Source organism: Armatimonas rosea, from assembly GCF_014202505.1.
Classification (GTDB): domain Bacteria; phylum Armatimonadota; class Armatimonadia; order Armatimonadales; family Armatimonadaceae; genus Armatimonas; species Armatimonas rosea.
The window spans coordinates 1,206,549-1,219,295 of sequence record NZ_JACHGW010000001.1 but is presented as its reverse complement, the minus strand read 5'-3'; the positions used below and the strand labels follow the sequence as shown (position 1 = coordinate 1,219,295).

General features: G+C 64.5%; 11 protein-coding genes. 5 read left to right on the top strand and 6 right to left on the bottom strand.

What is annotated here, in order from left to right:
* Positions 1 to 157: 157 nt before the first annotated feature.
* The 3 genes from HNQ39_RS05630 to HNQ39_RS05620 all read right to left on the bottom strand — a co-directional run bounded on the left by HNQ39_RS05630 (position 158) and on the right by HNQ39_RS05620 (position 5,881).
* Positions 158 to 1,672, bottom strand: coding sequence for a DUF1501 domain-containing protein (locus HNQ39_RS05630; protein WP_184192963.1), 1,515 nt, complete (start codon positions 1,670 to 1,672; stop codon positions 158 to 160).
* Complete coding sequence (locus HNQ39_RS05625) at positions 1,669 to 4,839, bottom strand: DUF1553 domain-containing protein (protein WP_221289817.1); 3,171 nt, start codon at positions 4,837 to 4,839, stop codon at positions 1,669 to 1,671. Before HNQ39_RS05625 ends, HNQ39_RS05630 begins: the two co-directional genes overlap by 4 nt.
* Before the next feature lie 337 nt (positions 4,840 to 5,176).
* Positions 5,177 to 5,881 carry an NIPSNAP family protein gene (locus HNQ39_RS05620; protein ID WP_184192962.1) on the bottom strand — a complete coding sequence of 235 codons (705 nt, stop codon included), beginning with the start codon at positions 5,879 to 5,881 and terminating at the stop codon, positions 5,177 to 5,179.
* 199 nt (positions 5,882 to 6,080) lie between these two features.
* Here HNQ39_RS05620 and HNQ39_RS05615 point away from each other — a divergent pair, with 199 nt between their 5' ends.
* The 5 genes from HNQ39_RS05615 to HNQ39_RS05595 all read left to right on the top strand — a co-directional run bounded on the left by HNQ39_RS05615 (position 6,081) and on the right by HNQ39_RS05595 (position 9,477).
* The gene (locus tag HNQ39_RS05615; RefSeq protein WP_184192961.1) at positions 6,081 to 7,505 is read left to right on the top strand and encodes a cytochrome-c peroxidase; all 1,425 of its coding nucleotides are present in this window, start codon (positions 6,081 to 6,083) and stop codon (positions 7,503 to 7,505) included.
* A gap of 113 nt (positions 7,506 to 7,618) precedes the next feature.
* On the top strand, positions 7,619 to 7,954 hold the full coding sequence (locus tag HNQ39_RS05610; protein WP_184192960.1) for an ArsR/SmtB family transcription factor: 336 nt from the start codon (positions 7,619 to 7,621) through the stop codon (positions 7,952 to 7,954).
* Positions 7,941 to 8,432, top strand: a complete 492-nt coding sequence (locus HNQ39_RS05605) for an ArsI/CadI family heavy metal resistance metalloenzyme (RefSeq protein WP_184192959.1) — start codon at positions 7,941 to 7,943, stop codon at positions 8,430 to 8,432. The genes HNQ39_RS05610 and HNQ39_RS05605 overlap by 14 nt, the downstream gene beginning before the upstream one ends.
* Positions 8,429 to 8,833 (top strand): arsenate reductase ArsC, encoded by a 405-nt coding sequence (locus HNQ39_RS05600; protein ID WP_184192958.1) that lies wholly within the window; start codon positions 8,429 to 8,431, stop codon positions 8,831 to 8,833. The genes HNQ39_RS05605 and HNQ39_RS05600 overlap by 4 nt, the downstream gene beginning before the upstream one ends.
* The gene (locus HNQ39_RS05595) at positions 8,830 to 9,477 is read left to right on the top strand and encodes an MIP/aquaporin family protein (protein WP_184192957.1); all 648 of its coding nucleotides are present in this window, start codon (positions 8,830 to 8,832) and stop codon (positions 9,475 to 9,477) included. Before HNQ39_RS05600 ends, HNQ39_RS05595 begins: the two co-directional genes overlap by 4 nt.
* Here the strand turns inward: HNQ39_RS05595 and HNQ39_RS05590 are convergent.
* Genes HNQ39_RS05590 through HNQ39_RS05580 form a run of 3 tightly spaced genes read right to left on the bottom strand, consistent with a single transcriptional unit; the run spans position 9,474 to position 12,694 of the window.
* The gene (locus tag HNQ39_RS05590; RefSeq protein WP_184192956.1) at positions 9,474 to 10,439 is read right to left on the bottom strand and encodes a galactose oxidase; all 966 of its coding nucleotides are present in this window, start codon (positions 10,437 to 10,439) and stop codon (positions 9,474 to 9,476) included. The two genes, HNQ39_RS05595 and HNQ39_RS05590, sit on opposite strands and share 4 nt — an antisense overlap.
* Positions 10,436 to 11,674, bottom strand: coding sequence for an MFS transporter (locus HNQ39_RS05585; RefSeq protein ID WP_184192955.1), 1,239 nt, complete (start codon positions 11,672 to 11,674; stop codon positions 10,436 to 10,438). The genes HNQ39_RS05590 and HNQ39_RS05585 overlap by 4 nt, the downstream gene beginning before the upstream one ends.
* Before the next feature lie 3 nt (positions 11,675 to 11,677).
* Complete coding sequence (locus HNQ39_RS05580) at positions 11,678 to 12,694, bottom strand: NAD-dependent epimerase/dehydratase family protein (RefSeq protein WP_184192954.1); 1,017 nt, start codon at positions 12,692 to 12,694, stop codon at positions 11,678 to 11,680.
* Between the last annotated feature and the right edge of the window lie 53 nt (positions 12,695 to 12,747).

Genomic DNA, 12,747 nt, shown 5'->3' with positions numbered 1-12,747 from the left:
TTATAGCCGATCTCTTCCCAGGGAGGCCAGCGGCGGGGATTGAAAATCCCCCGCCTCACGAAAAGAGCGTCCTGGGGACGCAGGAGCACAATGGCTCCGCGCGTCCTCGGGACGCTCCCCTAAAACGCCAGACGGGGATTTCCAATCCCCGGCGGCATCACGCAATCAGCTCTTTGATGACCTTGGCGGGCTCCACGCCTGTGAGCCGCTGGTCCAGCCCCTGGTACTTGTAGGTAAAGCGCTCGTGGTCGATGCCGAGCAATCTTAGCACTGTGGCGTGGAAGTCGTGGACATCGCAGGGGTCTTTGACGATATTGTAGGAGAAGTCGTCGGTCTCGCCGTAGACAGTCCCGCCCTTCGAGCCGCCGCCCGCCATCCACATCGTGAAGCAGCGCGGGTGGTGGTCACGGCCGTAGTTCTCCTTCGAGAGCCCGCCCTGAGAGTAGATCGTCCGCCCGAACTCCCCGCCCCAGATAATCAGGGTCTCGTCGAAGAGGCCCCGGTTCTTGAGGTCCTGGATCAGCCCTGCGCAAGCCTGGTCGATATCCTTGCACTGGCTCGGAAGCCGGCCAGCGACATTGGCGTGGGTGTCCCAGTTGTTGAGGTAGACCTGGACAAAGCGGACGCCTCGCTCGACCATGCGGCGGGCCATCAGAGCGGTGTAGGCAAAGCTCCCCGGCTTCTTGGCGGCATCGCCGTAGAGCTGGTAGGTGCTCTCGGGCTCGTTCTTCATGTCGGTGAGCTCGGGGACCGATGCCTGCATGCGAAACGCCAGCTCGTACTGCGCGATCCGGGTGTGGGTCTCCTCGTCCCCGACTGTCTGGTAGGTCAGCTGGTTGAGCGCCTTGAGGCCATTGAGGGTCTGGCGGCGCACCGTGGGATCGACTCCAGGCGGGTTGTTGATGTAGAGGATCGGGTCCCCCGCCGCCCGAAACGAGCAGGCCGCGTGCTCGCCCGGCAGGTAGCCCGACTGCCAGAGCCGCGCGGAGATCGCCTGCACCTGGTCGGTGTTGCTGGGCTGCGCCACCAGCACCACAAAGGTCGGCAGGTCCGAGTTCATCGAGCCCAGCCCGTAGCTGGTCCACGCCCCCAGACACGGCCGCCCGGTCACCTGGTTGCCGGTCTGCATGTAGGTAATCGCGGGCTCGTGGTTGATCGCCTCGGTGTGCATCGAGCGGATGAAGCAGATGTCATCGACCTTAGTCGCCAGGTTCGGCAGTAGCTCCGAGAGCCACATCCCGCTCTTGCCGTGCTGCTTAAAGGCGAACTTGCTGGGCGCGATCGGGAAGCGTGCCTGTCCACTGGTCATAGTGGTGAGGCGCTGGCCCTTGCGGATCGACTCGGGGAGGTCCTTGTCGTACATCTTGACCATCTCCGGCTTGTAGTCAAAGAGGTCCATCTGCGGCGGCCCCCCGACCATGTGCAGGTAGATGACATGCTTGGCCTTGGGCGCGAAGTGCAGCTTGGGCAGCGCCCCTGGCACCGTTTTGTACTTCGCCCCCTGGCCCCCACGCGTGGGGGAAATTTGCGGTTTTGCAAAGGCCTCGCCGCCTAGCGCCGCCAGCGCGGCCATTCCGAGCGCATTGGCTCCCTGGCGCAGAAACTGCCGCCGGGTCTCCAGGCGCACCCACTCCGCAATCAGCGGATCGATCGGTTCTTTTTCGTACGTCATTTGTTTAGTACCTCATCTAGGTTGAGCATCTGATTGGCGAGCATGGTCCAGGCGGCGAGCTGGGCCGTGTTGAGGCTCGGGTCGGGCTTGGACTCGCCGAAGGTGATGAGCTCCCGCGCTTCTTTCGGGTGGGAGTCGTAGTGGGCTTTGAGCTCATCTAGGCTTGTCTCCGTGATGACGCGCTCTGTGGCTGTGAGCGGGCGGGCCAGCAGGCGGTGAGAGAGATAGTCCAGCGCATTGCCGCTCTTGAGCGAGTTGGTCGCAAGCTGCCGCGCCGCCTCCACAAACTGGATGTCGTTGAGGGTCACGAGGGCTTGCAGGGGCGTGTTGGTACGCTCGCGCTTGACGGTGCAGGTCTCGCGGTTGGGGGCGTTGAAGAGCTCCATCGATGCCGGCGGGGCGGCGCGCTTCCAGAGGGTGTACATCGAGCGGCGGTAGAGATTCTCGCCGGTATCTCTTCGATAGTCGCGGGTGTTGGAGCCGATCATCGCCACCGCCTCCCAGACCCCATCGGGCTGGTAGGGCTTCACGCTCGCGCCCCCGATCTTCTTGACCAAGAGACCACTGGTCGCTAGCGCGTAGTCGCGCACCATCTCACCGTCCATGCGGAAGCGCGGGCCACGGGAGAGCAGGCGGTTGTCGCGGTCTTTGGCGCGTTTCTCCGGCGTGAGGAGCGCGGCCTGGCGGTAGGTACTGCTCATCACCAGCTGCTTGAAGAAGCGCTTGACATTCCAGTCGCGCTGGAAATCCAGGGCGAGCCAGTCCAGAAGCTCAGGGTGGCTGGGCAGCTCGCCGGTGATCCCAAAGTCGCCTGCGGTCTTAACCAGGCCAGTGCCAAAGAGCTCCTGCCAGTAGCGGTTGACCGTCACGCGCGCGGTCAGCGGATGCCCCGGCGCGAGCAGCCACTTGGCCAGCCCCAGACGGTTCTTGGGGAGCGCAGGGCTCATCGCGGGGAGCGCGGCCGGGGTCATCGGGGTCACCTTATCGCGGCGCTTGTCGTACTCTCCTCGGAAGAGCACATAGGCCTCGGGCATCCCCGGCTTCTCATTGGCGACATGGGCCACGGTTCCGCGTCCCTTGATCGCCGCCTCCTCGCTCTGCAGGCTGGCGAGCTTGCTGGAGAGCTGCTTGTAGACCGGGTCGCCCGATGCCAGCCAGCCCGAGAACAGCTCGTCGCGTTGTGCCGGCTTGAGCTTGTCGCTGCCCAGCGCCAGCAGGTAGTCCGAGCGCAGTGCCAGGAGCGCCGCAACCTCGTTGGCAGCGAGTGCGCGCTTGTAGAGCCGCAGGTCCTGGAGTGCCAGTCCCTCGATCGGGGCGGTGTTGTGGCGCTGGGCCAGCTTAAAGGGGACAGTCGTCTTGATACTTCCCTTTAGGTTCTCGGCCTGGGCATCGGTGGCTTTCTCGATACCATCGACATAGACCTTCATCCCCGAGCGCTTCAGGCTACCGTCGTAGGTCAAGGTCACCAGGTGCCAGACTCCGACCGTGAGCGCCTCCTGCGTGACCACTTTCAGGGCATCGTCGGGCCACTTATGGATGATATGGCTCCCCACTTTATTGCCCTCGACCCACAGGTCCCAGCCCCGGTAGTCATTGCCATCGTCCATGCGCGCCATGATCGCACCACCGGAGTTGCCCTGTGGCAGCTTGATCCACGCCGAGCAAGTGAACGCCTGGTTGTTCTCAAAGTCGCCCACCTCGGGGAGCTCGACGGGGCCACCGGGCTTCTTGACAAACGCCTTCTCGGCAAGCTGCCCGTCGCCCCAGCTCGCGCCTCCACCTAGGATGGGGTACTTTGCGGGCTGTCCATCACGGATCGCGGCGAGTTCTTTGCCCTTGCCCTCATCGAGCTTCGCCTGGAAGACCAGACCCTCGGTCGGAGCGGCCAGCGCGGTGCGTGTCGTGGAGGTCAGCCACTTGTCGAAGTCGGCTTTTGCGGTGGCCTTGCGCGCCTCGGTCGCTTTTTTCGCCTCGGCCAGCTCCCGCTGGAGCGCCATAAAGCGTGGGCGGTCCGCATTGACCGGCACCTGGATAATGGGCGGCGTGTCCTTGATATTGCCGTCCATGGCGTTCTGGGTCGTGTTGTTAAAGAACGCGGAGAGGCTATAGAAATCTTTCTGGCTAATCGGGTCGAACTTATGGTCGTGGCAGACCGCGCAGCCCGCCGTGCTCCCCAGCCAGACCTGCGCCGCGGTCTCGGTGCGGTCCCGGGTGTACATCACCTTGACTTCTTCGTCGATCGAGCCGCCCTCGTTGGTGGTGATGTTGCAGCGCGTGAAGCCCGTGGCGATCCGCTGATCGAGAGTGGGTTCTGGGAGTAAGTCGCCGGCGAGTTGCTCGATGGTGAACTGGTCGAAGCGCATGTTCTGGTTGAAGGCATTGATCACCCAGTCCCGGTAGGCCCACATCTCGCGGTAGTTGTCGAAGTGAATCCCGTGCGTGTCGGCGTAGCGTGCCGCATCGAGCCAGTAGCGCCCGCGGTGCTCGCCCCACTGCGGGGTCGCCATGAGCTTATCCACCAGCTTCTCGTAGGCATTGGGCGCTCTATCGGCCACAAACGCCTCGACATCGGCGGGCTCGGGCGGCAGGCCCGTCAGGTCCAGCGAGAGCCGCCGCGCCAGGGTCCGCCGGTCGGCTTCCGGTGCGGGCGAGAGCCCCTTCTCCTCCAGCTTGGCCAGCACAAAGGCATCGATGGGGTTCCTTACCCAGGCGGCATTCTTCACCTTGGGCGGGGTCTGGGGCCTGGGCGGCAGGTAGCTCCAGTGCTGCTCGTACGGTGCGCCCTCCCCGATCCAGCGGGTCAGGAGCGTGACTTGCTCGGGTGTCAGGCGCTTGTGGCCCGCGGCGGGGGGCATGGTGAGGGCATCGCTCTGGGGAAGCCGCACCCGGCGCAGTATCTCGCTCGCCAGGGGGTCTCCCGGGACGATCGCCCCCCGCGCCCGCGCATCCGCCAGCCGATCCAGGCGCAGGCTGGCTTTGCGCGCGGCTGAGTCTGGGCCGTGGCAGGGGAAGCAGTTCTCCGCCAAGATCGGCCGGATGTCTTTGTTGTAGGATAGCTTGCCCACCACCGGTGCCGCTGGTTTCTGTGTCCCTGGCGCGGCTCCTACTGCAAACGAGGCGGCCAGCAGCCCGGCCCCCATGCCAACTCCCCAAACGGTTCTGCGCATCTTTTCCCTCTTCGGCGAAGCGGGCGGAGCCCGCACGGAATATGCTTGAATTCTAGCACATTCCGCCGGGCTGTTCTACGTCGAGGACGCGCAAAACTTAAGCGATCCTGCTACATCCTCACCGGCAGAGATTAGAGAGACAGGACATGGGAGGGGAGCCCCCAGCTTACTCTCCGGCCAGCTCGTCTGTTATCCTGAGCAGCGGGCTCATCAACGCCTCCAGCGCGTTCATCAACACTCCCTACCGGGTTCATCAATGCTTACTGCCGAGGCATTAAATTGTGGGAAGTAGGAAATAACGCCGCCTCTCCGATAAATAGGGCGGCATCGCGGCCTATTACTGGAGGGGTGAGTAGTCCGTAGGAGCAAGCGGCACCGAGACCACGCCACCGTCTTTGAGGGTCAGCATCCCGCCCGCCTCTCTCTCCGATGCCTCCCGCGCCGCGAGCCAGGCCGGGTCGGTGCGGAAGGTGTCCCACGATGCTTTTCGGGCGGCTTCATTGGGGTAGGCCATGAGATAGACCAGGGTGTTGTCCGCGCCTTTTTGATCCGGGTCGAGCTCCCAGTAGGCGATATTGGTCATCTTGTGCTTCTCAAAGAGCTTGAGCGTGTGCTGCCGAAAGCGGTTCTGGAGCCGCGCCAGATTCCCCGGCGAGGCAAAGTAGGTCCGGAGCTCAAAGGCCCGTGGCTGGCGTGCGGACTTGGCAGGGAGCTTGGGCGAGAAATCCAGCGTGTGCAGAAACTGCGACTCCACCTTAACAGCGAGCCGGCCGTCTTTTTCGGACTCTTTGTAGACCGCCTGCCACTCGGGGTCGGCACCGAAGGCCTTGAAGGCGGCATCCCGAAACTCCCGGCTGGGGAACGAGAGGATGTAATAGAGCTTGCGCTCCGGGTTCTCCAGCGGCATCCAGTAGCCTACATTGGTCATGCCATGTTTCTTAAAGAGCCCCAGCGTGTGGTTGCGGAAGCGGGCATTGAGGGCATCGAGCTTGCCCTCCCCCGCCGTGTAGATGCGAAGCTCGTAGCAGCGCTTGTCGTTCATGAGGCAATTCTAGCACAAACTCGGAGACGGGGATTGGAAATCCCCGTCTCCGAGTTTGGGGAGCGTCCCGAGGACGCGCAGAGGCCGAGCATTTCCCGCGTCCTCGGGACGCTCTTTTCGGGAGGCGGGGATTTCCAATCCCCGCCAATATGCCACGCTTCATGACTTCTTCACGACTAAGATTTACCCTGAGGCCACTATGGAATCAAAAGACTTGCTCACCCCTCGGCGGCGACGCGTCCTCTCTCTGCTCTTTACCCTGCAAGCCTTTGCTCTCGTTGCCACGGGCGGCTGTGGCGGGGGCGGTGGGACGGCGGCGACGCCCACTCCTGCCCCCACGGCCGCTCCAACCGCGACACCGAGCCCCACCCCGACACCGGGAGCCACCGCGACACCCACGCCCACACCGGACCCGGGCGGCACGCCCACCCCCACGCCGACGCCAACCCCGACTCCCACCCCAAGTCCGACACCGACGCCGACGCCAACTCCCACCCCAACACCGACGCCGACCCCAACGCCCACGCCGACTCCTACTCCCACCCCCACGCCAGACCCGTTTGCGGGGACCAAAGAGTACACGACGATCGACGTGACGAACCTCTTTAACTACGCCAACCCCACCTACCCGGTGCACTACGATGCCACTGTGCAGGGGCAGAACAACACGCCCGCCAACAACCAGCTCACCGACCGGGGCGCGACTCTGGGACGCGTCCTCTTCTTCGATCCCCGCCTGAGCCGCAACAACACGGTCGCCTGTGCCACCTGCCACAGCCAAAACCAAGGCTTCACCGACAACAAGACACTCAGCACGGGCTTCGAGGGCGGCCAGACAGGGGCGCACGCCATGCGGATCGCCAATGCACGCTTCTACACCGGGATGCAGATGTTCTGGGACAAGCGCGCCGCCAGCCTGGAGGCCCAGGCCACCCAGCCGATCCAGAACTCGGTCGAGATGGGCTTCGATACCGCCAACGGAGGAATGTCCGCGCTCATCACCAAGATGAACACCCTCCCCTACTACCCCGAGCTCTTCAAGTGGGTCTTTGGCGATAGCACTATCACGGAGGACCGTATCCAGCGCGCCATCGCCCAGTACGAGCGCAGCATGGTCTCGGTGAATAGCCGCTTCGACACGGAGTTCGCCAAGGTCTTCAACCCGGGGCAACCCAATGCCAATATCGGGGCGCGCTTCACGGGCTACACCGACCAAGAGGAGCGCGGCAAGCAGGTCTATCTCCTCGCACCCAACCAGGGTGGGGCGGGCTGTGCGGGCTGCCACACGATCCCGACCTTCTCGCTTACCGCCAACTCGCGCAGCAATGGCCTCGATGCCGGCGAGACCCGCATCTTTAAGTCGCCGTCGCTGAAGAACATCGCGGTCACCGGCCCCTACATGCACGATGGGCGCTTCACCACTCTCGGGCAGGTGGTGGACCACTATATCGGGGGGGTAAAAGACGGTCCCGCGCTCGACAACCGGCTCAAGGGGCCGGGGGGCGTCCCACAGCGCCTGAATATCTCCGGGGAGGACAGGGATGCGCTGATCGCGTTCCTGCGCACGCTGACCGACAACTCCATCCTCAGCGATCCCAAGTTCTCCAATCCGTTCAAGAAGTAGCACGCTCTCTAACCACCCACTCTATCGCGGCCCACCCGGGCCGCGATTTTTTTTCTTGCGCCTTGTGCGAGACGGGGGTAGAATTATTTCGTCATTTCGCGAAATAAAACATCATGACAGACGAACAGCTTACCACCGCCTTTAAAGCCCTCGGGGACCCGACCCGCTTGGCGATCTTTCAGTGCCTGCGCGACTGCTGCCCAACCGCCGCCATAGAGGAAGATGGCGGGATTCGTCCCACGGTCGGCCCCACAGTCGGTGAGGTCTGCTGCAAGATCACCGGTGCGGAGAAGATCACCTCCACGGTCTCGGCCCATCTTAAGGAGCTACGGCTCGCGGGGCTTATCACGATGGAGAAGCGTGGCAAGTTTGTTGTCTGTGCCCTCAATCCCTCAACCGTCGCGGCGCTTGCCGCATTTCTAGGAGAAAAACCCCATGGCTGCTGCTAAGACCCATGTCTCGCTCAATGTGAGCGATGTGATACGATCGGTCGCTTTCTACGAGGCGTTTTTTGGTGTCCCTGCCCATAAAATCCGCCCCGGCTACGCCAACTTTGACCTGGAGACCCCAGCACTCAAGCTGGCTCTCAACCAGAGCGCACTCCCTGCTACAGGCGGTGCCCTCAACCACCTGGGTGTGGTCCTAGACTCGGTGGAGGCGGTGCAGGCCGCCCGAGAGCGCCTGACCGCTGCCGGGCTCGTCTCCCTGGATGAGGGGGACACTGTCTGCTGCCATGCCCGCCAAGAAAAGGTCTGGGCACAGGACCCCGATGGCAATTCCTGGGAGATCTACACGATCCTGGACGACATGATGGACGGCGCTTTTGAGGCACCTCCTCAGGCAGGGGCGGAGCCCGCAGGGTGCTGTACTCCCCAGGCACGTGGGCTGAGCCTGACGATGGCAAAGACGGGGTGTGGCTGCTCATGAAGACCGTGCTCTTTGTCTGTGTCCACAACGCCGGACGCTCCCAGATGGCGGAGGCCTTTGTCAATCACTACGCCAAGGAGCGTGGCCTCGCGGTGGTGGGTGAGTCGGCGGGAACGGTGGCGGGGACCCAGATCAACCCGGTTGCTGTCGAGGTCATGGCGGAGCTCGGTATCTCCATGGCCGCTCAGAGCCCCAAGCAGCTCACCCAAGAGCTCGCAGATCGGGCGGACAAGAAGATCACGATGGGCTGTGGAGTGGACGCGGATGCCTGTCCCGCACGCATCTTCTTCACCGAGGACTGGGGCCTAGACGATCCCAAGGGCCAGCCGATCGAGAAGGTGCGCGAGATTCGGGACCAGATAAAGGCCCGTGTTGAGACCCTCCTGGCAGAGCTTGCATGAAACAGAAGTTTCTCGCGGAGCTGCTCGGCACGTTTGGGATTGTCTTTGCGCCTGTCGCGCTCTCGGCATCGGGGAAGCTCCACGGCGGCGACAGCTCGCTGGCGGCGGCAGCCTGGGTCTCGGGGCTGGCGGTGCTGGCGATGATCACCGCCTTTGGGCATATCAGCGCGGCGCACTTCAACCCCGCGGTCACTCTGGGCTTTGCGGTCTCGGGCAAGTTCCCGTGGAAGCAGGTCCCCGGCTATGTCGTGGCGCAAGTACTTGGAGCGACTCTGGCGGCGGGCCTGACCGCGCTGATCTTTGGTGCCGGTGCCCATGGGACCCATGTTCCCGCAGTCGGGGCTTCGGTGCTCTCTTGTCTCGTGCTGGAGGCGACTCTTGCCTGCTTGCTCATGCTCCTGATTCTGGCGGTCGCCACCGACCCACGGGCCTCCACTCCCGTTGCAGGGGTAGCGATTGGCCTGTGCGTGGTCTTTTTGGTCTGGATCGGGGGGCCACTCACGGGGGGCTCGATGAACCCGGCCCGCTCGCTTGGGCCTGCACTGGTCTCGGGAGGAGCAGCGCTGACACACGGGTGGATCTATCTGCTGGGGCCCTGTCTTGGCACCACTGTCGCGGCACGCCTCTACGCTGTCTTCCGCTAGGGCCGCACCGCCCAGACCTCGGGGGAGCGCACACCGGGCCGGGCCTCCCCCCCAGCGATCACCCAGCGGTCCTCCCAGTGCACCACGGGGACCGTCACCCGCGCCACCCTGAGCTCCCCCACGCGTCGCCACTGATCGGTCGCGGGCTCGTAGCGCAGCAGGGTCTTGGAAAAACCCGGGTGCGTCTGCTGCGGCAAGCCCGCGCGCTGGCCATCGTCGCCGCCCAGCAGGTAGATTCCCATCGCCGATGTCGGGGCGGGGGTCGGTGCCGCCACCGCGGGGGCGGGTAGGTCGGCCAGCCGCCGCCAGCCCGTTTTGGGGGCGTACTGGTAGGCATCGCGCAGGTAGCGCCGCAGCACCGTGCCATCGTCCTTGGCAAAGAGCTCCGCCCCGCCAAAGACCCAGAGGCTCCCCTCGTGCGCCGCCGCGGTGGCTAGAATCCGCCCGGGGCCGGGCAAGGGCGGCAGCTCGCTCCAGCCCGCCGCGCTCCGAGAGAGAGTCAGGCAGAAAGCCCGGTTGCTGGCGCTCGTGCTCCCCGGAGCCTCCTGCCCCCCCACCACAAAGAGCTGGTCGTCCACCCGCGTGCCGCAGGCGTTCGCCAGCGGGATCGGCAGGGGAGGCAGGGTATGGATCGCTAGCTTGCCGTCGCGCCACTCCAGCGCAAACGTGTCGGGATAGTGCCGGGTCGAGTCGCTCCCCCCCACACAGAGCAGGCTGTCCTCAAACGACACACTCACCCCATAGCCGCGCGGACCGGGGAGCCTGCCTAGCGTGCGCCAGGTGCCGCCGGGGCGCTCCAGCCCAAAGACGGAGTCGGTCCAGACCTTGGTGCCTCCCTCCCAGGGCCGCTTCTCCGGGAAGTTCGCGCCGCCCGCGACCAGCAGCGCCCCGTGGCTTGTCCCCGCAAACGAGCCCGCAAAGCCCTCACGGTCGGGGAGGTTGGGGAGTTTTTGCCAGTTCATACGCGCTCTAGCTCCGGGGTGAGCTCCGGGCGGGGCCGGATCAGCAGCACCAGCAGGACATTGACCGCCACCGCGCACGCCGTCAAACTAAGAATCCCCGCGAAGCTCGCCCCCGAGTCGCGGAGCCGCCCCACCCCGATATCGGCAAAGCCCCCCAGGCTGACGCTCACAAAGTTCATCACGCCATAGCCGGTCGCGCGGAGATCGGGGCGGACGAGCTGGGAGAGGATGGGCATGTTGTTGCCATCGAAGAGCCCAAAGCCCAGCCCAAAGAGCGCCAGAAACCCGATTGCCACCCCAATGCTGGGCGAGTAGCCAAGGCCAAAGAGAGCGGGAATAATTAGCCCCATCCCGATCGCGCTCACGGTGGTGCGCCCGCGGACACTCTTTCGCACCCAGCGGTCGGCCCAGAGCCCACCTAAAAACAGCCCCACAAAGCCCGCCAGGTTCACGTAGAGCCCCGCCGAGACCCCCGCCCGCCCCTGGCTCAGCTCGAACTGGGACTTGAGCATCGCGGGCATCCAGTCTTTCATCATCCAGCCCGGCCAGGCGATCAGCGCAAAGTAGAGCGTCAGGAGTAGAAACGACGGGTTACGGAGTAGCTGCTTGAGCGCCCCGAGCGGGGAGTTTCTGGGAGCGCTCTCTCCCGTGCGCGGCGGGTCCTTGAGCAAAAGCCAAAGCGGGAGCGCGTAGACAATCCCCACGGCTCCCGCCGTGTGAAACGCCCAGCGCCAGCCTAGTCCGGGCGCATCGGCGACATAGCCGGCAAAGCCCCCAAGAATGACGCCCAGATAGATCGCGGCCATGTGGATGCCGGTCGCGCGGGACTTGGTGGCCCCCGTGTGGTAGTCCATGAGGAGGGCGAGCGCGGCGGGGATGTAGAAAGCCTCGCTCACTCCCATCAGGGTGCGTGCCCAGAGGAGCTCCGAGTAGCTGGTCGCCTGCCCGGTCCACCAGGTGATCGCGGACCAGACCGCAAGGCTCCCCACAATGATCCCCCGGCGGCTGAAGCGGTCCGCCAGGTAGCCCCCGACCGGGCTCAGGCAGGCATAGACCCACTTGAACTGCGCCAGCATGATCCCCCAGCGGGTGTCGCTGCCAATGTCGCGCAGCTCGCCCATCACCGAGAACTTCATCGCCGAGAGCATCTGGCGGTCGAGGTAGTTGAGGAGCGCGACAGGCGCAAGCAGAAACACCACCCACCAGAGCAGGTGCGGCTTGCGCCCGTCGGGCATGCCCTATGCCTCCAGCTGCGGGAGCGCGCCCACGAGCTCCTGCCAAGCGGCGATCAGGCGGTCTTCGTAGGTATCGCTCTCCGCGGGCTGAGCCTTGCCATTGGCCTCCATCCAGGCGATGGTCCGCGCCGCGCCCGCCGCCCAGGAGATGCTCTGGCCGGGGTAGCCGCCGATTGCCTTGATCTTGTCGGTGGTGAAGATACTGGGCCAGGCGAAGATCTCGCGCAGGCCACCGGTCCAGTCCGGCTTGGCGAGCTTGGCGAGCACCGTGGTGGGAATGTAGACGGGATTAAATGTCCCCCCGACCACCTCCGCGACAATCTCATGGTAGCGGTTCCAGGTGACATTCTCCTCGCCGGTGATATTGAAGCACTCCCCAATGGCGGCCGACTTGCCCATCACGGAGATAAAGCCCTCCGCGACATCATCGACATGGCAGCTCGCCCAGACATTGGTGCCATCGCCGGGGACAATCACGGGGAGGCCCTTGCGCAGGCGGTCCGGGAAGGTGCCAAAGGAGCCCCAGCCGCCCACGGGCCGGATGAGCATCCCGCCCTCGCCGTAGCTGTGCGATGGCCGCAGGACCGTGGCAGGGAAGTCGGGCTCGCTCAGGAAGAGCTGCTCACAGGCCGCCTTGTTCTTGCCGTAGCCCCCGATCGAGTGGTAGGGCTCGCTCTCGGGGGTCGGGATGGTCACCGGCGGCCCCGAGTACACGCAGACGGTCGAGCAGAAGAGAAAGTGCTCGCAGCGGCCCTTGAAGGCGCGGATGCTCGACGCGGCATCGTCGGGGCTGAAGCAGATCATGTCTACCACGACATCGAAGTGCTTGCCCTCAAAGAGCGCCTCAAACGCCGCGCGGTCGCTCCGGTCCCCGTTCAGAATCGTCAGGTTGGGGTGTGCCTCTAGCCGGTTCTCACTCCGCCCTCGGTTGAAGCACGTCACCTGCTCGCCACGCTGGAGCAGCTTACGCGCAATCGCTGTTGAGATGAGGCCCGTGCCTCCTAGAAATAGTACATGCATGCCCTAAGATTCGGGGGAGCATCCCCTTATCCCTCTTAGAGCGTCTTATCGGT